This is a genomic window from Candidatus Delongbacteria bacterium (assembly GCA_020634015.1).
GTDB lineage: Bacteria > CAIWAD01 > CAIWAD01 > CAIWAD01 > CAIWAD01 > JACKCN01.
In genome coordinates this window covers 110,960-137,411 of the sequence record JACKCN010000002.1, presented here as the reverse complement: position 1 = coordinate 137,411, position 26,452 = coordinate 110,960, and the positions used below count along the sequence as shown (strand labels likewise).

The 26,452-nt window shown below is 64.3% G+C and carries 20 protein-coding genes; 3 read left to right on the top strand and 17 right to left on the bottom strand.

The features are described from left to right. Window positions 1-3: 3 nt before the first annotated feature. From lgt to H6678_04665, 12 genes are all read right to left on the bottom strand, one after another. A complete protein-coding gene (lgt, locus tag H6678_04720; GenBank protein ID MCB9473095.1) occupies window positions 4-807 on the bottom strand; it encodes a prolipoprotein diacylglyceryl transferase in 804 nt (267 codons plus the stop codon). A gap of 138 nt (window positions 808-945) precedes the next feature. Continuing rightward, window positions 946-1,824, bottom strand: a complete 879-nt coding sequence (locus H6678_04715; protein ID MCB9473094.1) for a sugar nucleotide-binding protein — start codon at window positions 1,822-1,824, stop codon at window positions 946-948. Between the two features lie 2 nt (window positions 1,825-1,826). After that, window positions 1,827-2,501 carry a hypothetical protein gene (locus H6678_04710; protein MCB9473093.1) on the bottom strand — a complete coding sequence of 225 codons (675 nt, stop codon included), beginning with the start codon at window positions 2,499-2,501 and terminating at the stop codon, window positions 1,827-1,829. Next, complete coding sequence (locus tag H6678_04705; GenBank protein ID MCB9473092.1) at window positions 2,501-3,367, bottom strand: hypothetical protein; 867 nt, start codon at window positions 3,365-3,367, stop codon at window positions 2,501-2,503. Before H6678_04705 ends, H6678_04710 begins: the two co-directional genes overlap by 1 nt. 38 nt (window positions 3,368-3,405) lie before the next feature. Beyond that, complete coding sequence (locus tag H6678_04700; protein ID MCB9473091.1) at window positions 3,406-6,645, bottom strand: PD40 domain-containing protein; 3,240 nt, start codon at window positions 6,643-6,645, stop codon at window positions 3,406-3,408. After that, window positions 6,642-9,584, bottom strand: a complete 2,943-nt coding sequence (locus H6678_04695) for a hypothetical protein (protein ID MCB9473090.1) — start codon at window positions 9,582-9,584, stop codon at window positions 6,642-6,644. Before H6678_04695 ends, H6678_04700 begins: the two co-directional genes overlap by 4 nt. A gap of 11 nt (window positions 9,585-9,595) precedes the next feature. Next, entirely contained in the window at window positions 9,596-10,849 is a 1,254-nt protein-coding gene (locus H6678_04690; protein MCB9473089.1) for a PorV/PorQ family protein, read from the bottom strand. Window positions 10,850-11,230: 381 nt separating this feature from the next. Then, complete coding sequence (locus tag H6678_04685) at window positions 11,231-12,076, bottom strand: enoyl-CoA hydratase/isomerase family protein (protein ID MCB9473088.1); 846 nt, start codon at window positions 12,074-12,076, stop codon at window positions 11,231-11,233. Further along, window positions 12,077-12,649, bottom strand: a complete 573-nt coding sequence (gene pyrE, locus H6678_04680) for an orotate phosphoribosyltransferase (GenBank protein ID MCB9473087.1) — start codon at window positions 12,647-12,649, stop codon at window positions 12,077-12,079. A gap of 70 nt (window positions 12,650-12,719) precedes the next feature. Continuing rightward, window positions 12,720-14,288, bottom strand: coding sequence for an MBL fold metallo-hydrolase (locus H6678_04675; GenBank protein ID MCB9473086.1), 1,569 nt, complete (start codon window positions 14,286-14,288; stop codon window positions 12,720-12,722). Between the two features lie 38 nt (window positions 14,289-14,326). Further along, the gene (locus H6678_04670) at window positions 14,327-14,674 is read right to left on the bottom strand and encodes a histidine triad nucleotide-binding protein (protein ID MCB9473085.1); all 348 of its coding nucleotides are present in this window, start codon (window positions 14,672-14,674) and stop codon (window positions 14,327-14,329) included. Between the two features lie 45 nt (window positions 14,675-14,719). Continuing rightward, on the bottom strand, window positions 14,720-17,197 hold the full coding sequence (locus H6678_04665) for a S9 family peptidase (GenBank protein MCB9473084.1): 2,478 nt from the start codon (window positions 17,195-17,197) through the stop codon (window positions 14,720-14,722). A gap of 260 nt (window positions 17,198-17,457) precedes the next feature. On the opposite strand from H6678_04665, the gene H6678_04660 reads away from it, so the two are divergent. Together H6678_04660 and H6678_04655 are read left to right on the top strand one after the other, a co-directional pair. Then, window positions 17,458-17,826, top strand: a complete 369-nt coding sequence (locus H6678_04660; protein ID MCB9473083.1) for a heavy-metal-associated domain-containing protein — start codon at window positions 17,458-17,460, stop codon at window positions 17,824-17,826. Then, the gene (locus H6678_04655) at window positions 17,823-18,836 is read left to right on the top strand and encodes a hypothetical protein (GenBank protein MCB9473082.1); all 1,014 of its coding nucleotides are present in this window, start codon (window positions 17,823-17,825) and stop codon (window positions 18,834-18,836) included. Before H6678_04660 ends, H6678_04655 begins: the two co-directional genes overlap by 4 nt. A 368-nt stretch (window positions 18,837-19,204) precedes the next feature. On the opposite strand, the gene H6678_04650 is transcribed toward H6678_04655, so the two are convergent. Continuing rightward, the gene (locus tag H6678_04650; GenBank protein MCB9473081.1) at window positions 19,205-20,059 is read right to left on the bottom strand and encodes a T9SS type A sorting domain-containing protein; all 855 of its coding nucleotides are present in this window, start codon (window positions 20,057-20,059) and stop codon (window positions 19,205-19,207) included. Between the two features lie 404 nt (window positions 20,060-20,463). Then, complete coding sequence (locus H6678_04645) at window positions 20,464-22,827, bottom strand: DUF2723 domain-containing protein (GenBank protein ID MCB9473080.1); 2,364 nt, start codon at window positions 22,825-22,827, stop codon at window positions 20,464-20,466. Window positions 22,828-22,955: 128 nt separating this feature from the next. On the opposite strand from H6678_04645, the gene H6678_04640 reads away from it, so the two are divergent. Continuing rightward, window positions 22,956-23,237, top strand: a complete 282-nt coding sequence (locus tag H6678_04640) for a hypothetical protein (protein MCB9473079.1) — start codon at window positions 22,956-22,958, stop codon at window positions 23,235-23,237. 48 nt (window positions 23,238-23,285) lie between these two features. Here the strand turns inward: H6678_04640 and H6678_04635 are convergent, their stop codons facing one another. From H6678_04635 to H6678_04625, 3 genes are read right to left on the bottom strand one after another with little or no spacing between them, the layout of a single operon-like run. Further along, entirely contained in the window at window positions 23,286-24,170 is an 885-nt protein-coding gene (locus H6678_04635) for a tetratricopeptide repeat protein (GenBank protein ID MCB9473078.1), read from the bottom strand. Next, window positions 24,167-25,114 (bottom strand): cation transporter, encoded by a 948-nt coding sequence (locus tag H6678_04630; GenBank protein ID MCB9473077.1) that lies wholly within the window; start codon window positions 25,112-25,114, stop codon window positions 24,167-24,169. The genes H6678_04635 and H6678_04630 overlap by 4 nt, the downstream gene beginning before the upstream one ends. Continuing rightward, on the bottom strand, window positions 25,111-26,451 hold the full coding sequence (locus H6678_04625; protein MCB9473076.1) for a PD40 domain-containing protein: 1,341 nt from the start codon (window positions 26,449-26,451) through the stop codon (window positions 25,111-25,113). The genes H6678_04630 and H6678_04625 overlap by 4 nt, the downstream gene beginning before the upstream one ends. Window position 26,452 lies beyond the last annotated feature (1 nt).

The following is a 26,452-nucleotide window of genomic DNA, read 5'->3' as shown; positions in this document are numbered from 1 at the left end:
CTTTCAGGAATTGGGTTGAATGACGCCCGCAGCACGGCGCGCCCGCTGGATCAGCCACAGCCCGATGGCCACGGCCGGAATCGACAGCCACTGCCCCATGGACAAAGGGCCGGGCATTGAGAAATCGGTCTGACTGGTCTTGAAGAACTCCAGCACGAAGCGGACTCCGAAGACCAGCACCAGGAACAGGCCCAGCAGCTGGCCTGGAACCATGCGCTTCCAGTGCCGCTCTAGCAGCCCGTACAACAGCACGAAAATCAGGCCATAACAGATGGATTCATACAGCTGGACCGGATGGCGGGGCAGCGCGTCCACCCGTTCGAACACCACGGCCCAGGGCACCGTGGTGGGTATCCCGACGATCTCGGAGTTGAAGAAGTTGCCCATCCGGATCAACATGCCGGCCAGCGCGATCACGACCACCAGCCGATCGAGCAGCCAGAGCAGAGTCTGATCGGGGCGGGAACGCGAGAAGATCCAGGTGCTGAGCACGATGCCCACTGCTGCCCCATGGCTGGCCAGCCCACCCTGCCAGACCTTGAGGATCTGCAGAGGATTGGCGAGGTACCAGGCCGGATCGTAGAACAGGCAATGCCCCAGCCGGGCGCCGATGACCGTGCCGGCCATGGTCACGATCAGCAGCCGATCCAGATCCTCCTGCTTGCGCTGTTCGCGCAGATAGACCCGGTTCATCAGCCAGAAGCCCAGCATGAAAGCCCCCATGAACAGCAGACCGTACCAGCGTACGGCAAGCGGGCCAAGGCGGAACAGTTCGGGAGACAGGTTCCAGTGCAGGGTGGCAAGCAGGATCGGATCCTCCGGAAAGCGGTGCGATGCATGGACGTGCACCCGGAACGAGGCGGGCCTCCGGGAACGGCCCAAAATGAGGAACCAAGCACTACCTCACAAGGCGGGCCCGCGATGGTCGGTCCGCAAGGGCAGGTTTCAGGACAGCGGATACTCCCGGATCAGTCCATCGCTCACGCTCGGCAGGGGGTGGCCCCACCAGGCCTGCAAGCATTCCAGGTTCATCTCCAGATCACGGGGCAGGGGCACGGCCAGATGGACCTCCCGCTGGGACCTGACGTCCAGCAGCCCTTGATCCAGGCCCAGATGCTGGAACAGTCGGCGCGCGAATTGCTCGCGGCTGAGCAGCTCGCCGCCTCCCAGATTCATGATGCCCTGATGCGGGTTCTCCAGCAGGGCCTCGACCACGTCGCAGACCTGGGACACGGCCAGCATCCGGCGCAGATTGTCGCGAAACACGGGCACCGGTCCTCCCGCGGCGGCCCGCTCGAGCAACCAGCCGGAAAAACTGTTGCCCCGGGCCAGGGGCTTTCCGTAGAGCAGGCTCATGCGCATCACGGTGGCGTGAGGCAGATGCTTCAGCACGCCGCGTTCCGATTCCAGCTTGGAGTGACCGTAGGCGTTCTCGGGGCCCGTGGGTCCCCCTTCGTGGCGTGCCGGACCTTCGCCCGGATACACCGTGTCACTGCTGAAATGAATCAATCGGCGATCCCGTCGGCGGCACCAGGCGGCAATGCGCACGGGCGCGTCCACATTCAGCAGACGTGCGCTGCGCGGATCCTCGGCGAACACGGCCGGACGGGACTCGGCGGCACAGTGGATCACGACTTCCGGGGCCAGCTCGTCCAGCAGGACTTCCAGCCGGTCGCCACCAGCGCGCAGATCACAGGGTCGGGATTCCAGCTCGAGTCCAGGATCGGAGAGGTGGGTCAGCAGGGTCACACGGTGCCGCTCGGCCAGGTGCTGCGCCAGCCGTCCTCCAAGCAGGCCACCGGCGCCCGTGATCAGCAGGTCCATGCCTAGTCCAGGGCCAGCGCCAGCCCAAGGCGCCCGTTCTGCTGGAAGGCACTCAGCCGCGAATGTGCGGGGTCTCCAGCCAGTTTGAGCGCATGCACGCCGGAGATCAGGTGATTCAGCAGGATCGCTCCACCGGCGGCCAGAGCCTGGGAGTAGGCATCCTCCGAAAGGGCGCGTGTGTTGCGGAACTGCCCTCGCTGGTCGCGGCCCGGCCAGTTCCAGTCGTCGGCGGGATCCAGATAGCGTCGGTCGGGGCGATTGGCGCGCAGCATGGCCTCGTTGTAGGCGGCCCGGCTGTCGTACTTGCTCACGTTCACCCAGTAATCGCTGTTGCGCCCCTTGCGATCGGCACCCGCGACCTGCTGGGCGTAGCTCATGTATTCATCTTCCTTGGCCCCGGCGAAGTGCACCAATCCGACGGTGAGCGTGGCCAGGCCCAGATCCAGATAGAACTGGAAGCGCCCCTTCTCCGGTTGCTTGAGCCAGCTCTGGCCCCAGCCCGGCACGACCACCGAACGGGCAAAGGCACCCAGGGCGCCCGTGTGCCGAGTCGAGTCCGCTTTCAGCACATCCTGTGTGCGCTCGGCCGGGGGAGTCCGGTCGAAGGAGCGACTCAGTCCGGTGACGGCACAGGCCAGCAGCAGCAGAATGATCGGGCCGAGGATCCTGGCACGCATCACAACCTCCAGCCGAGCTGCAGGGTGTTCACCGGTGAATCGTGCACGATCAGCGGACGCACCGAAAAGTCCAGGCGGCGCTTGGCCGCTCCGCGCACCATCACGGTTTCCAGCAGTGACACGGCATGGTTGGCCACCACCAGCCCCACCCAGGCGTCGGCGGCCTTGAGCTTGTCGTTGCTGGCGGTGCGCATGTCCTGGTAGGTGTCGCTGTTGGGTGAAAAATAGGTCACGGTCCAGCCCCGGTCGGCACCGTAATCATCCCAGCCGCGCTGGAACTGGGCGTACTTGCCGATCATCTCGTAGAACTGCTGGGTGGGAATCAGCTCCCACTGGATCGCGGGGTCTTGCCACCAATTGTGAGTGGCGAAGTTGCCACCACTGCTGAAGGCCACGGGCAGGACATGACTGCCGTGTCCTTCCACCCAGGTCTGGCTGGCACCATCGTACCAGAATTCTTCATGGGCGAATTCGCCCCGCGCGCTGCGTTCGTTCAGGTAGCGTGACATGTCCCAGTGGCTGTCGGCGTAGGTCCTGAACTCCCGGTCCAGACGGTCGCCTTCCTTGTTCAGGGAACTCTGCATCGCCAGGCCCAGCACTTCCACTCCCAGAAAGATGCCGGCTTTGACCCATTCTCCGCGCCGAGCCTGATTGAGGCCCGGCACCAGAGCCGCTTCCAGCAAAGCCGTGGGGGCCGTGGACGCTTCGGGGTCCGAGAAGCGCCAGGCCAGTGGGCGCACGGCGTCCCGCGGGGCCAGTGCATCCAGGCGTTCCAGGGGAGTACCGGACAAGCCGGGCAAGGTTGCGGCGCACACACTGCCGGCAAGCAGGGTGGGCAGCATCATGATCAGCGTGGTCTTGCGCATGGCTCGTTCCTCGTGATTCACGGTTGTCGGGTACTGGCTCAGAACGCGTCGAAGCCGAAGAGCAGGGTCAGGTACCAGCGCCATTCCTTGCCGTAGAGTTTCGGCTCGGCTCCCGGGTCCAGCTGGGGCACGGGGAACTCGTCCAGTCCATAGGCCGAGGTCATGGTGAGCGCCGTGGGGAACACGTTCCAGCTGTCCATTGCCAGCCGCAGTTCCAGGCCCACTTCCCGTTTCAGTTCCACCTGGTCCAGCGACCCGGTCCAGGCATCACCGGCTCCGGCGAAGAGTCTGCCGTAGAGCCGCTTGAGATACAGGTGCCCCACCCGCAGACCTGCGCGTTCCACGATGGGAAAGCCCAGCACTCCGCGGGCGGCCAGGCGGCGGGTGCCGCCCATGCTGTAGTACGAATAGCCGCGCATGCCCGCCAGGCCGCCGGCATAGGTGTAGAAGAAATCATCCACGCCGTTGTCGCTCAGCCAGCCGGCTTCGCCTTCGATGCCCCAGGCGATCCTGCGTGTCCAGGGCAGGGTCCAGAGGCGGCCGAAGTCGGCCCCCAGCTCCACGAAGTGATACAGGTCGTAGACTTCGTCCAGCTGCCCCGCGGGCGTGATTTCGAAATCGCGGATGAACTTGTGCCCATTGTAGCTGGCATCCAGCTTCAGCCAGGTCTTGTTGCGCGGGTTGATGTACTGATCCACCGTGCGGCCGGCATCCACTTCCAGATCGACGCTGGCGCGCAGCGAGCGTCCCACGAAGTAATCGTAGGTGAAGGTGGACGCATTGCCCAGGTCCAGATGCGTGTTGTAGCGCGACAGCACGCCGGCCAGTTCCACGGTGGTCACATCATTCAGGCGGCGCCGGATGCCCGTGTCCAGCTCCAGCAGATTGAAACGATAATCCACGGAACTCTGGTCGAAGATCGGGCCGCCATTCTCGTTTTCACCGATGATCACGCTGGGGTCGTCGAAGCGCCGTGACTCGTCACGATTGATCACGTAGAGCTGCAGGAACAGCCAGTTGCGCTGCCAGCTCTTCTCCACCGAGGCGAACAGATCCAGGTTGTTGATCCTGGCAGCTGCCACACCCGCGGTGAGCTGGATCCGCTCCATCAGGTCCGTGTTCAGCAGGAACACGCCGGGCTTGAGTTCTCCCCCGTCGATCATCAGGCGCGGCACGATGAAGCTCTTCTCGAAGATCAGCGGTTGCTTGCGCGACTCCCGCAGTGTGGGCTGATCGTCGTCGATGTTCACCCGGGGGATGATGCTGGCGTAATCATCGAAGTAGCGCGCTGTCTCCTCGGGCAGGGCCTTGAATCCGGCCAGTTCCTGCAGGCGGAAACCTCGGTCCTGGTAGGAGGCGAAATACAGCGTGTCGCCACTGGCCACCGGCATGAAGCCGCAGCCGATGGTGTTGGTCAGCAGTTCGGTGTGCCCGTCCTGCAGGTCCATGCGGTAGACATTGAAGATGCCCGTGCGATCCTGGCTGTAGTACAACCAGCGCCCGTCGGGCGATGGACTGGGATAGCGTTCGTCAAAGACCGTGGCCAGCCGCTCGGTCCATTGGCCACTGGCAAGGTCCACTGTCCAGAGATCGCGGTTGGCATAGCGCGAACGGGCCACCCAGATCGTCTGGCCATCGGGTGCGAAGCGGGGCTGGTAGACCTGTGTGCCGTAAGGGAGTTCGCCCAGGGCTGTGGGCACCAGAGTCGGCAGGCGCTTGCGCTTGCCCTTGCGCAGCTTCTTGTACGCCGCCCCGTCGGTGAGGCTGCTGTCCAGGGCCAGGGTCATCAGGGTGGTGTGTCCGCCCGAATTGCGCACGGCCACCAGGGTCCTGCCATCGGGGGAAAGGTCAGGCTGGCTCAGACGCTGGTGCTCGGTCAGCGGGCGTTCCAGCTCTTCCTCGAACCAATAGATGAACAGGTCGTTGAAGTGGCTGCCTTCGGCGTCGGGCTTGCCGCGCTTGCAGACCACCGCGAAACGCCCTTCCGGATCGATGGTGAATCCGCCCCGCACGCCGCCCAGGAGCTTCTTGCGCTCACCGGTCTGGCGGTCGTAGCGCCAGAGGGCCGTGATGCCCAGGTACTCCGCATCGCCATTGGACAGGTAATACACGTACTTGCCGTCCGGCGCGACCCGCGGGTAGAGATTGTTGGTGGGGCCCAGATGGTCGGCGGGCGTGTCCACGTCCGGGTTGAGGAAATTGCAGCAGAAGGGAGCGCCGCCGGCCGGACCATGTGAATGTCCGGCGCCCGTGAATCCAGTGGGAGCGCCGATCAGTTCCCAGCTGCCGTCGGGGCCGTGGTCCTTGCCCTGCTCGACCGCTTCGGAGTCGGAGATCCGGCGACCGTTGACTTCGTTGGCCCGGATCACGGTCAGCAGACTGTCATAGTGGCTGACCAGTCCGTCCCGCCACTCCTGATAGAGCTGCTTGCCCGGCACACCCAGAGCCTCCTCCATCGCCCGGTCCATCGAGACTCGCGTGGGTTTGGCCATGGCGTTCGAGATTGCCTTCAGTGATTCGGACCCAAAGCGCTCGCGCAGCCAGTGCACGAAGTTGAAGCCCATGTTGTAGACGCTTTCGCCGCCCACCGTGTTCTTGTCGAAGGCTTCCATCTCGTGCCAGGCGTACAGTGTGTTGTGGCTGACCCTGTCGCGCAGCACCATGTCACGGTTGCTGTCCCACCAGTCGTAGTTCAGGCCCTGCACCATGTTCTGGGCCGTGCCTTCGGCGAACCAGAGCGGCACCAGAGTGCCCGGGAAGGGATAACTGGCCACCACATTGGGAAAGCCGTAGAGCACGTCCTCGCGCTTTTCTTCCTCGTAATCCATCACCTGCACGTAGGCGGCCGGCATCCGGCGCGAGAACTTGCGCGATGCCCCCAGCTGGATGATGTGGGTGAATTCGTGGGTCAGCACGTTGCGCAGCCAGTTGTGCTCGCCGCGCAGATCGAAGTCCAGGCTGGTGGCCCAGATCATGATCTTGTTGTTGTAGTAGTACGCCCCACCATTGGAGTAGTCGTCCGTGTCGTGAAAGACGATGTGCACCTTGGTATCGGGCACATAGTCGTAGAGCTCGGTCACGGGGCCCCAGATGTCTTCCATCACGTCGCAGACCACCAGCGCCAGCTCTTCCTCGCCCTGATGGAAGTGCACGTCCACGTGTTCCATCTCGATGGTGCGCCATTCCAGTTCCGGATGGTTGTAGGGAACGGGCTGGGCCTGGGCACCCAGGGTCAGCAGGCTGAGCAGCAAGGCCAGAATCACGGCATGTCCCTTCATCGCAGCACCGCGCATTTCAGCAGTGTGTGCACCGCGTTGCCCTGGTCGGGTGTCAGTTCCACGGCACAGAGGTAGGGACCATTGGCCAGGCCACGGGTATCCCAGAGGATGTCGGTGTATCCCGCCTGACCGATCCGGGCGGTCACGGTCTGGCGCAGGTCGCCGGCCAGATCGTAGACGCGCATCACCAGATCGGCGGCACCGGGAGAATCCACGCGCAGGTTGGCCCGGGTGCCGGCAGGACTGGGCCAGATGTATACCGGATTCTCGACCTGGGCGACCGACGGCGTGCTTTCGGGCTGTCCCAGACTCTCGACGACCCGTGGGCCCCCCGTGCTGCTGAGCAGCAGGTTGTCGGGAGCACCTTCCCAGGCCTCGATGCGGCCATCGGCGCGCACTCCCAGATACAACCCCAGACGCGGGCTGGCGCAAAGATCCCCCACGAGGGGCGCCATCACGCGCGGCCAGTCGGGATCGGCTGCTCCATCGGGATTCAGGCGCTGCAGCCTGCCATCGCCGAACAGGGTGACCGCCGCGGCAAGGCCCGTATTCAGCCAGCTTGCGGGCAGCACGCGAGCACCTGCCGATTCCAGCACCGGGCTGCGTGCGATCTCGGCGCCATTGGCGTTGTAGGTGCGCAGTCGGCCGTCAAGATCCAGCAGCAGCACTTCCAGAGTTTCATCCTGCCCCGCCTGCAACGGCCAGACCCCTTGATTGGGCTGCTCCACAAGCAGTTGGCTCTCCCGGTCCTGAACGATCCGGAACCCGGCGCGGTCGTGATACAGAATGCGTCCGGCCTGGCCCAGACCCCAGAGTCCCGCACCCGCGGGAGCATTCCAGTCCTGAAACAGACCTCCGCTTATCCAATGGAGCTCCGTGCTGGCATCGTCGCTTCGTACCACGGGAGCGTCGGGGTCGAGATCATTGAAGATCAGGGTGCGATCGCCTGTTTCCGTGTTGCCCATGTAGAGCTGGCGTCCACTCTGATACCAGATCAGCGGCTGGCTGCGGGAGACGAGCAGTACTCGATCCACCTGGGTGAAGGGATCGTGGAAATCCACCTGGACATAGCGGGCCTCGGGCAGACTGCTGACTTCCACCTCGTACCTGTGGAACACATCGCCGCGCAGTGCCCAGAGAGCGGGCCAGTCGCCACTTGTGGGTGGCCCGAGCCAGATTCCGCGAAACGGCCCACTGCCCGAGGCGGGCAACAGGCTTTCGTATCCGTTGGCGGTGCTGTACTGGGTCAACGCTCCATCCAGCAGGCGGGAGTAGAGCATGCCGTCCGGCTGGAGCGCGCAGAACACGCTCGCCAGACCGTCCAGATCCAACAGGGTCACGCTGGACGAATCCGAGGGCGGACACAGCGCGAGCCCGTGGATGGCCGGCCGGTAATCGAAGCTCAGACTGAACTGCAGCGAGTCGGAATTCTCGCTGCCGTCGCGTGCGCTGAATCCGTGGATGCGCACCCCGCTGATCCGGCCATCGTTGGTCTGACTGGAGGGTTCGCTCTGCCAGCTGTACTCAACCTCGCCCAGATCCGGGTTGACCCGCCGCCAGTCGCGGTTGTTGGAGTACCATGAATCACGCGAGCTGCCCAGTTCCACTCCGCGGCGCGAATCCAGCAGGCCGTAGGGCTGACCGATGTCCTGGATGCCGTCGCCCTCTTCCAGGTCGACACCGGGAAAACCGTAACCGTTCAGCGGGTCCGGATCGTCGTTCACGCGGTTGCCGCTGACGTAGTCGGCCGTGGTGCGCCGCTCGTCCACATGCCAGATCAGCAGACCGCTGCCGGGCAGGTCGTAGTCCAGATCGTTCACGCTCACGATCACGCCCGCGCTGTCGCCGGGAAAACTCAGTTCGTAGCGCTCATCCATGCGCACCACATTGCCGGCGCGGTCCTGGCCCAGCACCAGACTGTCGCCATCGGCATCGCGCAGGCGGTACTCCAGCAGCAAGTGCTCAGTCTCGCTGAGGGGAACCTTGTAGACGCGGGGATGGGCTCCATCCAGTCCGGCGGGCGTGATCAGCACGCCGGTGGTGTCGTGTGCCAGCACCACGGGCTGCTCCCAGCCCATCAGGGTGCGCGAGAAGGCCGAGGGCAGCGCGGGCACCAGGCCCCGGAAGTTGGCGCTGCCCTGGTCCATGAGACCCCACTTGCCGATCACGCTGCTGCCATCCTGGCTGTTGTAGAGGTTGGGCAGCCCCAGCACGTGGGCGAACTGGAGCACCATGGTGCCCGCCAGCCCCTGCTGGAAGTTCTCGTGATTCTCGCTCTCGGGCAGCAGCAGCCCATTGTCGATCAGGGTCAGCGCACCGGCGACCCCGTCGCTGCAGGCGATGGGTTGGCCCAGATCCCGGGGCGAGACCCAGGCCGAAGGAATGTCGTGGGGAGTCTGGTCGTCGCCGAAATCCTGTCCTACACCCGCGTGGAACACGATGAAACTGTCGAAGCGACTGAAGTCGAGTGCCGGATCGTCGTCGGCGACCGCCCAGGCATCGCGGAAGAGCTGGATCAGCTGCTCGTCAGTCTTCTCGCGGCTCATGTTCCAGTTGTACTGCCACATCTGTTTGGGCAGATGGTAGGCCGAATCGGGGTGCTGGGGCCACACCTCACCCTGGACGCGCAACTGCCCGTCGGAAGCCTTGTTCCAGTAGAAATCCAGAAAGGACAGATGGTCAAGGAAATAGGCCGCGTCGTGAGGCAGCCGGTCAATGGCCCAGCTGGAGTCGAACTGGAAGGCGCTGCCGAAGCGGCCGTCGCCGGTGGTGGTTTCCAGGGTATCGGGCTGGAAGTCCACCCGAATGGCCAGAACCTGACGAGTCTCGGCACTGCAGACAGCACCCGGGGCCCAGAAGGGCCCCAGGGCAAGGCAGATTCCGGCTGTCAGACAGGCTCCCGGCAGACTGGCGCGCAAGGCGCCGGCGGGAATGCGCATCGGGCATCCTGTCAGAAGTTGAAGCCCAGCGAGAAGCGCATGGTCTTGTCACGAGGGGTTGAGTAGACCTCGGGGTCCACGCTCAGCTCGTAGCTGAAGTCGAATTCGACCAGATTCACCTGGATCGAGGAGCCCAGAGTGTAGGACTTGATCGAGCCGGCGATGTCGTTCAGGTAACCGGCGCGCACTCCGAAGGCCGCCTGGCCCAGGTTGGAAGCTTCGGCACGGTACCAGTACTCGCAACCGATGTTGTATACGTAGTTGCGGAACTCCTGCTTCATGCCCTCGTCGAACCAGGAGGTGAAGAGGGCCTTGTAGGCAGGATCGGTCTCATAGGTATAGATATCCGGGGAGTCCGCACGTTCGTCCTGACGCTCTTCCAGACTCAGACGGGTGAATCCGGTGGGGTTCAGTGGATCGAAGGGATCGTCCGGGTTGCCCAGGTTGGTGTCACGCACGCCGTTCACATCCACGCTGGCCAGGCTCTTGCGCACCAGCTGCTTGTTCACGTCGAAGACGAAGTTGACTTCGTTGTGGGGGTCGTTCCAGACGTTGAGCGCCATGCCCAGCTTCAGGTTGGTGGGCAGCGGATCGGCCTGGGCTTCGTCGGCGTAGGAGATTTCGGGGCCGAAGTTGGACAGGCTGGCACCCAGGTTCAGCGGGCGCTCGGTGAAGGGCAGCCGGGTCTTGTACAGGGTGCCCAGATCCAGCGCGAAGCTGTAGCCCACGCCGGCCTTCTGGTTGCCCACGTCCACACCATCGGCCAGATCGCTCACGATGAACTTGAGGCCCATGCCCACACCCAGGTCGGGGTTGATCGTGGTGCCATAGTTCACGCCCAGTGCGTATTCACGGCTGGTGATGACGCCCAGCTGGTCGCCGGCTTCGTTGGTCCAGGTCTGGTCGCCTTCGTTCATGTAGATCACGTTCACGCCCACCGTGCCACCCAGGTTGGGCATGTAGAACGAGCCCGCAACGAAATCGAAGTAGATGTCGTTCAGGTTGAAGGCAGGCAGCCAGTTGGCGTGCATCAGGCGAATGTCGCGGCCACGCTGGAAGGCCAGTCCGCCGGGATTCCACCAGGTGGCGGTGGCGTCATCGGCCAGGGCCACGAAACTTTCACCCATGCCGGAGGGACGCGAGCCCGGGCTGATCAGCAGCCAAAGCACGGCCGCTTCGGACACCTGCGCCACCGCCACTCCAGCGGGCCAGGCCAGGGCCACGGCAGTGATTCCGGCCGCGATGGCCAGGGTAGTGCGATTCATCAAGGAATCCTCCTTCTTCGGTCTGCTGTTGTGCGCTTCCGCAGGGTCCGCTCGCGCGTTGGAATGGCCCCGGAAAACCGCAAAAAAAATGCCGGATCCGCGTCCGGCATGTTCGAACGCTCCGTTGGAAATTATCGTCTCGAGGGTTTGCTGGAATCAGTGCCCGAAGACCGTAAATGGCTTTCCGGGCAGGGTTTCCAGTTCATCCCGCCTGCGTGAAGCGGCGGGTGAGGTGCCTGAAACAACAATCTCTAACCAGCGTCGATAGGGTCTCCGAGTTGAGCGGCTTCCGGATGCCTTATCGGCAGGAATTCCGAAATCGCGAAGCCGCAAGTTTACGACCGGGCAGTTGGCTTGTCAAGTTCCAATTGCCTTCCCGCCTCATCGCCCGCGAAAGGCAGCTTTGCGCTTTTCCAGAAATGCTGCCGTGCCTTCGCGCATGTCGGCCGTACTGAAACACGCGGAGAAAAGATCCTGTTCCAGCTCCAGCGCTGCACCCAATGGCAGGCTGGCTCCCCGGCGGACTGCTTCGATGCATCCGGCGATCGCCAGCGGAGCCTTGTCCAGCAGGCCGCGGGCCCAGTTCTCCACTTGATCGAGGAATGCCGTCAGATCGGGCAGCGGGCGGCCTTTGGCATCGCTGAGCGGTTCGCCCGCTTCGTTGCGCTGCCAGCATTCGTGCACCCGGCTGACCAGACCGATGGCGAGGGCTTCCTGGGCATCCACCATCCGAGCGCTGATGCAGAGTTCGGTGGCCCGGCCCATTCCGATCAGGCGGGTCAGGCGCTGGGTTCCTCCGTAGCCCGGGATCAGGCCCAGATTCACTTCTGGCTGACCGAATCGCGCATTGGCGTGAGCCAGTCGCACATGGCAACTCAGGGCCAGTTCGCAGCCGCCTCCCAGGGCGAAACCATGGACCGCGGCGATCACGGGCACGGACATCGCCTCGATGCGGTTCATGACCGCCTGGCCGTAGCGCGAGGTGCGGTGACCGCCGGGCGGGTCCTGCTCGGCCAGTTCGGCAATGTCGGCTCCGGCCACGAAGGCCTTGTCGCCGGCACCGGTGAGGATCACGGCGCGCAGGTCGTCGTCGGCAGCCAGCTCATGAAAGCAGGCATCCAGATCGGCAAAGACCTGGTGTGACAAAGCGTTCAGTTTCTCGGGGCGATTGATCGTGACCCGGGCGATGGCATCGCTGCGTTCCAGCAGCAGTGTCTCGAATTTCATTCAGGACTCCGGTGACTCTGTGGCGGCGGCTGCCGCCTGCTTCAGTTCGTGAATGGTGTACAGCACTCGCAGATCCAGCCCCGCGGCGGCCAGATTGGCCCGCCCGCCGGAGTCGCGATCGATCACGGCCAGCACGGTGTTGACCACGGCCCCCGCCTCGCGCAGGGCACGGGTGGCATCCAGCACGGCTCCGCCGGAGGTGATTACATCCTCCACCAGCACCAGCTCGCGACCGGCGAAGGGCGGCCCTTCGGCCAGCTTGCAGGTACCGTACTCCTTGGCCTGCTTGCGCACGAAGAGCACGGGCAGCCCGCTGCGCTGGCCCAGCAGGGTGGCCAGCGGGACTCCGCCCAGCTCCAGCCCGGCCAGCAGCCGTTCCCCGGATGGGGGAGGCGGGGGAAGCAAGTCGGCCATTTCCGCAGCGATCTGGCTCAGGCAGGCCGGATCGGACTCGAAGAGGTACTTGTCGAAGTACTCCGTGGAACGCACACCGCTGCGCAGCAGAAAATCGCCGCGAATGTGCGACAGACCATGTATGCGGGCCGCCAGGGCCTGCCGGGATTCAGGATGCATCGATTCTCCAGCTTCGTGTACGGCGTCCGGCGAAGGGCCCGCGACGGGCCGACGAGTCACCGGGTCGCGGTCAATCCAGATTCAGACTTTCGCCACGACGGGGTACCACCACCGTGTGTCCAAGCCCTCGCAGCGTGTCGGCGAAGGCCTGTGACTGGGCCTCCTCGCCATGCACGAGCGCGATCCGCTTCGGTCGCAGACCACCTTCCTTGAGATAGCGCAGCAGATCATTGCGATCTCCGTGGGCGCTGAAGCCATCGATCTTCTCGATGCGGGCCCTGACAGGATATTCCTTGCCCAGAATCTTCACCAGGCCCCGGCCCTCGCCGTTGTGGTGGTCGGCCAGATCCTCCAGGCGGCGGCCCAGGGTGTGCTCGGCCATGTAGCCCACCAGCAGCAACAGAGTGCGCGAGTCGTGGATGCGATAGCGCAGGTGATGCAGAATGCGCCCCGCTTCGCACATGCCGCTGGCCGCGATCACGATCTGGGCTCCCTTGCGCTGGCTGAGCTCCATGGATTCCTCCACCGACTCGACGAAGCGCAGTTCGGGAAAGTCAAAGGGGTTCAGACCCCGGGAGAGGAAGTCCAGACGGGCGTCCTTGTCGTACACTTCGGGATGCTCGCCGAATACCCGTGTCAGGCGAGTGGCCAGCGGGCTGTCCACGGTGACCGGCAAGCGCTTGACCGCGCCTTCCTTGTACAGCTCATGCAGGAAATAGAGCAGCAGCTGGGTGCGTCCGAAGGCGAAGGCCGGAATCAACAGCGTGCCGCGGCTGCGGGTGACCGCTTCCACCATCGAGCGCAGCAGGGGTTTCAGTTCGGCGCGCGGGCCGTGTTCGCGGTCGCCGTAGGTGGATTCCATCAGCAGCAGATCCGGCTCGCGCTCTTCGGGGCTGAACTGCAGGAAGGGGTCACGCAGAATGGGCATGCCGAAGCGGCCCATGTCACCCGAATAGATCACGCGCCGGGTACGGCCTCCCTCCTGGATGCGCAGCAGGCACTGGGCGGACCCCAGAATGTGACCGGCCTCCTCGAAGCGGCAGAAGATGCCCTTGCCCACTTCGGTCTCCTGGCCGTAGGGGATGCCTTCGAACTGGCGCAGGATGCGCTCGGCGTCCTGCTGGGTATAGAGCGGCTCGACGCGTGGCACGTTCAGTTCGCGGCCATAGGTGCCAAGGGCTTCCTTGTTGATCTTGTGCGGCCCCAGTTTCAGACTGCCCTTGATTTCCTTCATCCGGCGGCTGCTCAGCGCTTTGGCGCGTGGGGAGCGCGCCCGTTCGGCCAGTGCGTTGCGCACGGATTTGTAGTTGAGGTATTCGGCATCCGATTCCTGGATGTGTCCGGCATCCGGCAGCAGGTACTCGCAGGCTCCCGCGGTGGCCCGGGTGCAGAGAATGCGGCCGCTGAATCCCTGGACGCCCAGCAGGGGCAGACGCCCGCTGTGATCGATGTGGGCGTGGGAGAGCACCACGCTGGTGACCAGCGCGGGATCCAGGGGCATCACCCGGTTCTTTTCGGTGGCTTCCTGGCGACGGCCCTGATGCAGGCCGCAATCCAGCAGCACTCGGTCCTTGTCCGTCGTCAGCAGGTGCATCGAGCCGGTGACTTCCCGGGCGGCTCCGTACGGTGTGATCTGCATGATGTATCCGATCCGTTTCAGATTGGGTGCGTATCCGGTCAGCGGGCCAGCATGGGGCCCAGCGGACGTCCGCCCAGCAGGTGCATGTGCAGGTGAAACACTTCCTGCCCGCCGTGGTCGCGGCAATTGACGATCAGACGATACCCGTCCTTGGCAATGCCCTGTTCCCGGGCAATGCGGCTGGCCACCACGAAGAGGTGTCCCAGCAGGGCCTCGTCCGCGTCGCTCACATCATCGGCGGTGGCGATCTCGCGGTTGGGAATCACCAGGATATGGGTCGGCGCCTGGGGCTGGATGTCACGGAAGGCGGTCACCCGCTCATCCTGATAGACGATGTCCGCGGGAATCTCGCCCGCGATGATGCGCGAAAAGATCGTGCCGGCCATGGGTCCTCCTCCTTGTGATCATTCGAGCCTCGTGCACACGGACCGTCACTTTCCGGACGTGTCCTCCACCGGCTCCGGGGCCCGGGTCACATGGCGATCCAGCCAGGTCTCCGTTTCCCAGAGCAGGTGCAGAATGTTTTCGCGCGCCCGGTAGCTGTGGCTTTCCCAGGGCAGCACGCAGAGGCGCGCCGTGCCACCCAGCCCCTTGATCGCTTCGAACATGCGCTCGCTCTGCAGCAGATGGGTGCCCGGATTGCTGTCCCGTTCGCCGTGCACCAGCAGCAGGGGGTCGAGGATGGTGTCGGCGTGTGCCAACGGCGACATCGCCATGTAGACCTCGGGCGCCTCCCAGAAATTGCGGTCTTCCGACTGGAAGCCGAAGGGGGTCAGGGTGCGGTTGTAGGCTCCGCTGCGCGCAAGCCCCGCCGCGAAGATCCGGCTGTGCGCCAGCAGGTTGGCCGTCATGAAGGCACCGTAACTGTGCCCACCCACGGCCACGCGGGCCGGGTCGCAGACACCGCGTGCAACGAGTGCGTCCACCGCAGCCTGGGCATCGGCCACCAGCTGGCTCACGAAAGTATCGTTGGGGCTCTCGTCATCTTCGCCGATGATCGGCATGGCCGGGTCGTCCAGCACGGCGTAGCCCTTGAGCAGCCAGATCACGGCGGAAGCCCAGCTCAGGCGTTCGAAACGGTCACCGGAACCGCTGACCTGACCGGCGGCGTCGGCGCTGCGGAACTCGCCAGGGTAGGCCCAGAGCAGGGTCGGCAAGGGGCCTTGATCGGGGGTCCAGCCCGGAGGCAGCCAGAGTGTGCCGTGCAGGGCCACACCATCGGCGCGCGTGTAATGGATCACCTCACTGCTGGCCTCGTTCAGCCAGGGGTGTGGGTTCGGGGCCCTGGTCAACTGGTGTTCGGCACCGGTGATCAGGTCGCGGGTCCACAGATTGGACGGAGTGCGTCGGTCCTCGCGACTGAGCAGCAGACGCCCCGTGTCCGGTTCATAGTCCACGACGGAATCGTACCCACCGGGTGCGCTCTGGAACAGGCGACGGCTGCCGCCGTCCGCGATGGCCACAGCATCCAGGAAGGGATGCTCGCCCTCGGCCGATGCTCCGCTGCCCGTGTAGTACAGCGAATCCCCGCTGGCATCCAGCTGCAGCACGCTCTGACCTCTGGAATCGATGCGCGAGATCGGACGACCCGGATCGGAATAGCGGTCCTGCCAGTTGCGTTCGCTCACCAGGGCCGCGCGTGTGTCAGGCTTGGCCGGGGCGATGCGCTCGCAACGCAGGGTGCGCGTGGGCCACCACCAGCTCCAGACCAGGGCCAGGTCGTCGTGAGCCCACTGAATGGAACTCAGTCTCAGCTCGCTGGTGTGCAACAGCACGGGCGAGTCCTTGAACGGAGCCGCCTGCATGAATGCCTGATCACGGGGTGTCGCCGCCTGGCCCGGATCACCGCCATCCAGTGTTTCGAACCAGACCAGACTGGCATCGCTGTCGGCGCGCCAGCTCACATCGCGTGGACCCGTGACGCAGGAGCCGCGCGTGATGGGAATCCGGTCGGCCAGCGGGCGATCGACGACCGTGTACAGCAGCTTTCCCTGCAGATCATGCACCGAAATCCGGGTCGGGAAGCGATACCAGGGCAGCAGACGACTCCAGGGTTCACGCAGTTCCTCGACGAGCAGCATCCGTCCATCGGGAGAAGGTGTCAGGTCGGTGAAGACTCCTTCCAGCTCGCGCAGTTCGCGCAGCGAGCTGCGGCCCGTGTCATCCCATTCCAGCAGAGCCACGCGCGAGCGGCAGAGTCGTGAGAACAGCGCGTCGTCCTCGGCCGTTTCCAGCAGGTCCTGCCAGGTGCGGGCGGGGGCTTTCTGGCCCGTGTTCTCCTCGACACGCGGCGCCAATGGAAGTGGCGGCGGCACGGAGTCGCTGCCGGGGATCACGGTGCGCATCGCCAGACCGCGGCTGTCGGGCATCCAGTGGAAGGGAGTACCGAAGCAGGCATTCAGGCGCGGTTCCTGCAGGGACACCAACTTTCCCGTGTCACATTCAAGGATCCAGAGCCGCCAGCCCTCGCTGCCGACGACGCCCAGCGCCACACGGGACCCGTCGGGTGCCCAGGCGCTGTAGCCGAGAATCAGGCCTTCGGGCAGGGTATCGCAGTGCAATGTGTCGCCGGTGGCCAGCTCCACCAGACGGAATCCCACATAGGCCGTGAAACGGCTGGGGCCACTGCGTCCCGGATCCAGACGCAGACCGGCCAGCGGCCGTTCGGGCCGGTCCAGTTCGGCCAGCGCTTCGGCCGAGGAACGCTCGAGCAGCAGGAAATGCGTCCCGTCGGGCGAGATGCGGACCTGGCTGCTGCGGGGCATGTCGGCAATCGCGACCAGTTCCGGCGACGGTGTCCGGAAGCCCGTGTCGGCCCGCGCGATTCCGCGTGTTCCCGATGCCAGCAGGATCAGCAAGGCGAGATGCAGGAATCCTGTGGACATGCGATGCATGGATGAGTCGAGCATGGAAGTCCTTCCGGGATGAATTCCTGTCCGCATCCGGCAGGAAGAGTGACTCTGGGACGGGACCCATTCCCGTTGGGCAGGACGATCGAGCGAGCCGTCGAGCCGGAGGGTTGCATGCGGATGCGGAAGTCAGGAACGGTCCTTCGTACATTCAGGCCCGCCGAAGGCTGGCCGAATGGCCTGTCAGCTGGCCGATGAGCGGCGGAATGTGCTGACGGACGCCGGCCAAGGTACGATTTCCACGGGGAGGAGACGGACGCATGAAGAGGATGATGACCCATTCCGCACTGCTGTTGCTGGCCGCATGCCTGCTGACCAGCTGCGGCAAGAGTTCCGAGAAAGCAGACATGGGTGCGGCAGTGGTCCAGGCGGCCAGGCTGGACACGCTCGTGCTTGCCGTGAACGGCATGACCTGCGATGGCTGTGTCCAGACGGTCAGCATGGCCCTGAAGAAGGTGCCCGCCGTGCAGTCGGTGGTGGTCAGTCTGGATCAGGAAACGGCGACCGTGGTGGTGGCCGATGCCCCCGCCGACGAACGGGACCTGCTGGCGGCCGCGATCACCAATGCTGGCTACACCGTACCCACGGCGGACGTAGCGCCCGTGGAAGGCGACGGCAGCTCGGAATGAGTGTGCCGCCACTGCCGGACCTTCACGCTCTGCCCGGAGTGGAACTGCACCTGCACCTGGAAGGATGCCTGGATCGCCGGGGTCTGCAGGAACTGCTGCGCCGCAACGGCGTGCCCGAACACCGCTGGCCCGAGTCGGAAGACCAGGTCTTCTCCGGCCGTGACATGGATGGCTTCCTGCAGGGCTGGCTGCGCATGACTCGCCTGGTGCGCCATGAAACCGACTTTGCCGTGTTCGCCGAGTCGCTGTGTGACTACATGGAACGGCAGCAGCTGCTCTATGCCGAGGTCTTCTACTCGCCGGACTCCTACGTACTGGGTCGCGGCTTCCGCCTGGACCTGATCGACCAGGCCATCGAAGAAGTTCTTCAGCGGCGGGGCGTGCACGTGAACCTGATCTGCGACTTCGTGCGCAACCTGGGTCCCGATCACGCGCTGCGCTTCTGGCACGCGCACCTGCATCCCCGACGCTGGAGCCGCGTGAAAGCCATTGGAATTGGTGGAGCCGAGACGGTCGCGCCGGCGGCACAGTTCGCGGAACTGTTCGCGCTTGCGGGCGCAGCGGGTTATGGCCTGACCGCCCACGCGGGCGAATGGGCCGATGCCGCCAGCGTGCGTGCCGCCGTGGACGTGCTGGGAGTGAGCCGCATTGGACACGGCACCCGCGCCGCCAGTGATCCTGCGCTGCTGGACCTGTTGCGCGAGAAGCGTGTCTGCCTGGATCTCTGCCCCGGCAGCAACCGGCACACGGGCTCACTCGCACCGCAGGAATCGCATCCCTTTCCCCTGTTCAGACAGGCAGGCCTGGCCCTGACCCTCAACAGCGATGACCCCGGTTTCTTTGGCACCTCCCTGAAGACGGAACTGGCCGACGCGGCCCGTGAATGGTCGCTGGACGCCAACGCCCTGCTGGATCTGCAGCTGGCGGCCGCGGATCACAGTTTCCTGCTGAAAAGCCAGAAGCAGGACCTGAAGAATCGACTGTTCAGGGAGTGGTCGGTGGGGATGTGAGGAGTCGGTCGTTTCGAGGGTCATGCTGACGGTCATGGTGGTCCAGTCCACGCTGACCAAGGGGACGGTTCCATCAACCGCCACCTCGACCGCCACCTTGTCCACTACCTCGACCGCTACCTCTACCACTACCTCGACCGCCACGTCGACCGCTACCTCGACCGCCACCTAGTCCGCCACCTCGTCCACTACCTCGTCCACTACCTCGTCCACTACCTCGTCCACTACCTCGTCCGCCACCTCGACCGCCACCTCGACCGCTACCTCGACCGCTACCTCGACCGCCACGCCCAATCCCGGGAGAGCGCGAACACCCCCGCCGGGAAACCCGGACGGGGGTGTTCGAACGAACGCAAGGGGGATTGGCCTTACTTGAGCAGCACCATCTTGCGACTCAGGGTGCGGTCGTTGGCCTGGAGTGTGTAGACGTACACCCCACTGGCCAGTCGGCTGGCATCCAGTTCGACGGAATGCTGCCCGCTGCCGGTCATGCCATGCACCAGGGTGCTGACATGGGCACCGGACAGATCGAACACGGCAAGTGTCACCATGCTGGTCTCGCTCAGCGTGAAGTCGATGCGGGTGACCGGATTGAAGGGATTGGGATAGTTCTGACCCAGTTCGAAGGTCCCCGGCACGTCCAGCGCGTCGGCAGGAATGCAGCTGGAGTCCCAGCTGGGATCGGTGGGAACGCACAGTGGGTCGTGCGTTGGATCCGTTGGCACGCAGAGTGGGTCGTACTGCGGATTGGTGGCACACATCGGATGGATGTTGGGGTTGGTCAGATCCTCGCAGAAAGGATCGAAAGCCGGATTGGTCTGGCAGTCCTGGAAGAACTGTGGATCGGTGGGTACGCCGCACTGGGGCAACCACGTCGGGTCGGTCACCTGGCAGGTCGGGATGAAGAATGGATTGGTCTGGCTGAATCCGCAGAACGGATGGATCGTCGGATTGGTGAACTCGATGGAGCACACGGGGTAGTAGTTGGGATCCGTGGGTGCATCGATGATGCGCGAATCCCCATTGCTCTTGTGCACCACGATCGCGGCTGGAGCCTGCTGGCGTGTCACGGGGACCACGCCCGCATCCATGCGCGCCCGTGTCTGCCCCGTCTGCCACTTGTACAAGGGTGACTGCACGCTCCGCGCGGTGGCCGGGGTGCTCAGGGAAAGCAGCAGGCTCAGCAGCATCAGGCCGGATCCGAAGGTTTTCAACTGGTTCATCGTTCGTCCTCCCGCTCTGGATTCCCCACGAGGAATCGGGTGGTGATCCGCGACCGGCACCCTCAAGGCCGTGGTCCCGGTCGCACAATGCAATCCATGTTATTCTTGCGACACAAGACGAACTGTCGCAGGATTCGATGGCAGTACCTGAAACCCATGGCAAACTTTGTTCCAGTTCGAATTCAATCAGGCCACCTTCGAATTGCACTGAATGCGCCAACCCATTTGTGCGGCAATGCCGGATTTTCTGCAATCCCGGCACCCGGCTCGCCCCCGAGTCTCCGGCCCTTGGCCGCCCCCGTGAACTTCCGGTATCAATCCAATCGCCGTTATCCGGCAAGGCAAGAGAAAGCCCCCGCCGGTGGGCGGGGGCTGATTGGTGCAGGCTGAAGCGCAGGAGCCGGTCAGGGTTGCTCGGTTGGAACCGGATCGATTCGTCGCAGACTCTTGTACATCTCGATCGTGCGTCGGTGTTCGCCCACGGCCACGGGAATCACCGAGGGCGGCATGAATTTCTCCATGCGATCCACGGTCGCCAGGATGCGTTCCACATCGTTGGTGCCTTCGTAGGCCCGGGCCAGCTCGAGGTAGGTACTGCGATAGTTCTGCACCAGGCGCTCGATCTGGGAATCGAAGAACACATCCGGATCGTTCAGGCCACGGAAGTGTGTCTCGAACTTGGCCAGGGTGGCTTCGAGGATCGCGGGGTCGGAGTCGTGCGGGCCGACTTCCCCCAGCATCTTGAATGCCAGCCCGTCCATGCGGTACAACGGGTAGGTGCCGGCGAAGTTGTAGCTGGGCACCGTGATCGCCATGTACACCGGGCGCTTCCAGTTGGCCGCGCGCAGGATCTCGAGGATCATCCGGTCCTGGACACGGATGAAATTGGGGCCATCGAACCCGTCGCCCACTTCCAGTCGGATGCTGGGTTCCAGGCGCACGCTGAAGCGCTCGCCGTTCTCCAGGCTCATCGGCACCCTGTACCACAGTTCCCGGGGCAGCGGCTTGCCCGTGTTGTCCACCCAGACCGACGGCCCCCAGTAACGCCAGAAGATGGCTTCGCGTCCTCCGCCGTCGATGCGCGAGGTGATGAATTCGTCGGTGAATTCCGGTGACAGCGGCACCTTCGGTTCGATGTCTCGCAACTGGCGGATATACCAGCCCGTGTTGAGCAGGCTCAGGTTCACCACGCGCACATCGCGGCGGATGCCTTCCACTTCCTGGAGATACCAGAGCGGGAAGGTGTCATTGTCCCCGTTGGTGAACAGGATCGCGTCGGGTTCCAGCATGTTCAGTGCGTTCCAGGCATAGTCCCAGGCCACGTAGTTGCCCGTGCGGTCGTGTTCGTGATACCCGCGTGCGGTCATCAGTCCCGGGACCACCAGCAGCATCAGAACACCGGCAGCCAGACCCGCGCCGGGCTTGCGCAGCCATTCGCGCAGGCGTTCCAGTACATCGGCGGCTCCGATGCCCACCCAGAGGGCGATCGCGAAGAAACTGCCCACGTAGGAGTAGTCCCGCTCGCGCGGCTGGGGATCGGTCTGATTCAGGTAGATCACGATTGCGTAACCGGTCAGGAAGAACAGGGCCGAAATCGTGATCGCACGGTGGCGGTCCCGCATCCAGTGAGTGGCCATGCCCCAGATCGCCAGCAGCGCCGGCAGCGCCAGGTAACGGAAGATGTTCACGCTGCCATCGGCGGCCTGGCCCAGGAAGTTCCAGCCCAGATATCGGTTGTACATGTGCTGGATCTGGTAGCTCCAGAACGGTGCCGCACGGTTGAGCAGCTGGTCGGTGATGCTCTGGCTGCCATACTGCTCGCGGCTGAGGTAGGCGATGAGGCCCTGGATGGTCTGGGGATCGTTCTCGTCCAGAGGCGGATTCAGCCCGCTGCGCACCAGAATCAGCACGTAGGACAGATAGCCCAGCAGCATCAGCAGAATGGCGGCACTGCTCAGGCTCAGCCAGCGCTGACGCCAGTGCTGGCCAACCCAGAACACGAACGCCAGGGCAAGCAGCACCGCGGGAATCGCGCCCGCACCGTAGGCGGCCACAAGCCGTGGAAAATAGAGCACGACACCGGGATAGACCGGCAGGATCGACAGCGTGCACAGCCCCAGCCAGAACAGGCGCATGTGCAGCTCGTCCTTGGGCCGGTTGTGAAAATAGATCACCATGAAGACCATCGGCAGCGCCAGCACGTTCAGCAGATGCACGCCGATCGCCAGACCGATGATGTAGAACACCAGCAGCAGCATGCGCGAGCCATCGCCGCGACCGCTGCTGACCCGGTCGTGCCAGACGAAGGCCAACCAGACCACCAGAGCCGTGAAGAGCATGGAAATGGCGTAGACCTCGGCCTCCACGGCATTGAACCAGAAACTGTCGCTGGCCATGAACACCAGCGCACCGGTGGCCGCGCCGAAGATTTCGTTCAGCCCCATCTCGGTGCGCGTCTTCCAGTAGGCCAGCAGATGGATCACGCTCAGATAGAGCAGCATCACGGTCAGCGCACTGGCCACCGGACTGATCAGGTTCACCCGGGCGCCGATGTCCGCCGGAAAGGGCAGCATGCTGAAGAGGCGCCCCAGCAGCAGATAGAAGGGCGCTCCAGGTGGATGCGGCACGGACAGCGTGTAGCTGGCGGTGATGAATTCCCCGCAATCCCAGAAACTGGTGGTGGGCGCCATGGTGCTCAGATAGAGTACCAGGGCAGTCAGGAAGATCAGCAGGGCCGCCAGCCGGTGTCGGGTTTCGAATGAGTTCATGTCGTCCTTCTGTCTACTCGGAAGCTCAGGCAGCACGGGCGACAGGCCATCCAGCTGCAATGGTGAACGATTCTGCTTCGGTGTGCCGGCTTGCTTTGCCATCATCGGTGACGCAAACCGGAGGTCCCATGTCCCCGCGTCCCGAAGAAATGGTCGCCCTGGCCGAACTTGAAAACGAAATGGAAGCCCAGTTCCTCTCGGCTCTGCTGGAAGAAGCCGGAGTGGCGCATCGCATCCGGGTCTATCATGACAGAGCCACGGGGGGCATGCTGAGCATCAATCGCCCCTGGGGAGCCGTCGAAGCCAGGCTCCAGCGCCGCGACACGGTGCTGAGCATGCTCAAGGCCGTGCGCGAGGGCAGTCCGGGTGACGAGACCAGTCCCGATCCGGTTCCCGTGGACGCGTTCTGAACCACGCCCCCCGCACGATGGCCCTGCGGCAAGCGAACGCCAAGGGCCTCAGCGTGCTTTCCTGCCTTTGGACTTGCTGTCCGTTTCGCGGATCAGCCCCTTCTTCTCCACCGGATCCTGCGGGGCCTTCAGCGAGTCGGGCACCACCTGATACAGGTTTCCTTCCTCCAGCCGCTGGCGCGCAATGCGGGCTTCCGCACTCTGGGGCCAGCGCTGCAGCACCTCCTCCAGCAGTCTCTCGGCCGTGGCGCCATCCCCGAGGGAGGCGACCAGCAGGGCCTTGCGCACCTGGGCAGCCGGGCGCTTGCTGCTGTTGGGATAGTCCCCCAGGAAAGCATCCAGCGCCACCAGGGCCGAATCAGGATTCTGCTCGCTGAGCCAGGTTTCGGCAAGCCAGTAGTGGGCGTACTCCACGCGCGGCCCCTTGGGGAAACGGTGCAGGTACTCGCGCAGGCCCAGACGTGACAACTCGGGGAAGCCACGGTAGAGATCGAGTGTGGCCTGGTTGTACAGCCACTCCGGGTCGGCATTCACCAGGCTGTCACGCATCTGTTTCACGCCGCTCTGGGCCAGCAGCACGGTCAGTTCCTCGAGACGGTGGCTGAGACTGCGGCTGAACTGCTGGCCTTCCTGGAGGCTCACGGACAGACTGGCCATCAATTGGCGCATCTCGCCCAGACTTTCCATCTGGTCGGCCTTGTTGCGCCGCTGGAAGGTCTCGCCTTCGGTGATCCGTCCATTGATGAACTCAGTACGGTCCAGCAGAAGACTGTCCTGCGCCGCCTGAGACTGTTCGATGCGATCCAGTGCCGAACGCATCTGCTGCACATCGGAGAGCATGCCCTCCACTTCGCGCCGTGAGGCGCAGCCGCTGGCCAGCATCCAGAGGGCAACGAGAGCCAGCCATGGGCGGACCCTGCGGAATCGTGTCATGGCAAACGTTCCTTTCCACTTGCGGTCGGCGCATTGCTGCGCGGAAAATCCACCTGGGCGTGTGCGACCGGCTCGACCGGTTCGACGTGCACCAGGGCATCGAGAATCGACAGGCCGGCACCACGCAGGGCATCGCGCACCTTGTGCGCCAGCGTGTGCCCTTCGCGCACGCTCATCTCCCCGTCCACCTCGATGTGCACATCCACCAGCAACTGCATGCCGCTCTTGCGTACCAGGCATTTCTCGACCGCATGCACGCCTTGCACGCGGCCGATCACCACTCGGATGTTCTCGACGGTGTTCTCCGGCACCTGTTCGTCCATGATCTCGCTCAGAGCCATGCGCAGCATGCGGGCACCGTTGTAGACGATCATCAGTGAGGCCAGCAGGCAGGCCCAGGCATCCGCATTGGCGAATCGCTCGCCTGCGGTCAGGCTGAGCGCGATGCCGAACAGCGCCACCAGCGACGTCAGCGCATCGCTCCGGTGATGCCAGGCGTCCGAGGCCAGGGCGGTGGAACCCAGACGCTTGCTGGCCCGCATGGATCGCTGATAGAGGAATTCCTTCAGGATCACCACGCCCAGCAGCACGGCCAGGGTGAAAGGCTCGGGGAGCCCCCGGGGTTCCAGCAGACGCTCGATTCCGCTCCAGGCGACTCCCAGCCCGGCCAGCAGCAGGCTGAGTCCGCCAATCATTCCGGCCAGCGAATCGGCCTTGCCGTGTCCCCAGGGATGGTTCTGGTCAGGGGGCCGCGAGGCCACCTTCAGCCCCGTGTAGGTCACGATGGAACTGAACACGTCGGCCGTGGATTCCACTCCGTCGGCCACCAGCGCGGCTGAATTGCCCAGGATTCCCGACGCCACCTTGATCACGGCCAGCATGGTGTTGCCCAACAGGCCCACCATGGTCACTCGCAGCCCGTGTTCAAGGTGATCGGTGTTCATCGTTGACCTTCTCGCGTGCGTGGTCCCGTGCTCCAGTCGGGGCTGGCGCCATTGCCCGCACACAGCCGGCGACGGCCGCTGCCATCGGCGAAGGTGATCCAGGCCACTCCATTCCAGCTGTAGGCGATCTGGGTGCCGTCGGGGCTCCACACCGGATTGAAATGGTTGCCCGGTTCGTCGGTCAGTTTCATTGCTTCGCTGCCGTCGGTGCGCATCATCGCCAGCTGGAATCCCTTGCGTTCGCGGGTCACGAACGTGATCCAGTCGCCATCGGGCGACCAGTCGGGACAGTCATTGGCATAACCGAACCAGCTCAGGCGTTCGGTCTCCAGTCCGTCCACGGAAATCCGGTAGATCTGCAGGCCGCCGCTGCGATCACTGCAGAAGACCAGATAGCGCCCATCGGGTGACCAGGAGGGCGAGGTGTCAATGGCGCTGTCGAATGTGATCCGGCGCTCGCTGCCGTTGATCCGGCCGTTTTCCATTGGCAGCAGATAGAGATCCGTGTTGCCATTGCGCGTGGACGCACAGGCCAGCCAGCGTCCATCGGGAGACCAGGCCGGCGACGAATCCGACTCGGGCCCCGTGAGCAGCGGTTCGGGAGAGCCAACCGGATTCAGCTGGTTGTCGATCTGCTGGATGAACAGGTCCGCGCCTCCTGGATCACGCACGACTCCATAGACCAGCCAGCGGCCATCGGGTGAGAGACGCGGGCTGAACTTGGGGCTGGGAGTGAATGTCAGTGGCCGCAGTCCGCTTCCGTAGTGGTCACACAGGAAGATGTTGTCGCCCTCGCGTCCGCGCCGGGCCATGATGATGCGGCTGTCCACCAGCGATGTCCGTCCCGTCAACAGATACAGGATCGCGTCCACCAGGCTGTCGGCGGCGGCATCCGCACGCTCGGGGGTCCAGTTCATGGTCCAGTGGGCGAAGTCCTTGCGGTCCTGACGATCACGCAGACCCACCTTGATGCCCAGCTCTTCCCCGTTCACGCGGGGCTTGTCCGGGTGCAGCACGGTGATGCTGCCCCAACGGGCTTCGGGGGTCGAGCTGCCCTTGCCGCTGAGCGTGTCCAGCGCGTCTTCGCCAAGGATCAGCAGGCTGCCCGAGAGTTCCAGCCCCAGCCGCAGGCGATCACGGAAGGGCACGAAGGCCGCGCTGGTGTCATTCCAGGCGAACTGGAGGGCCGGGCGGAAGTACTGACTGGCCTGGATCTCGATGGCCACTTCGGGAATCTCGTCGGGCAATCCGTCCTGGGCATGCAGGGCCAGAGGAGCCGACCCCAACAGCAAGAGGACCAGCAAAGCCAGCCACTGTCCCATTTCCCGACGACTCATG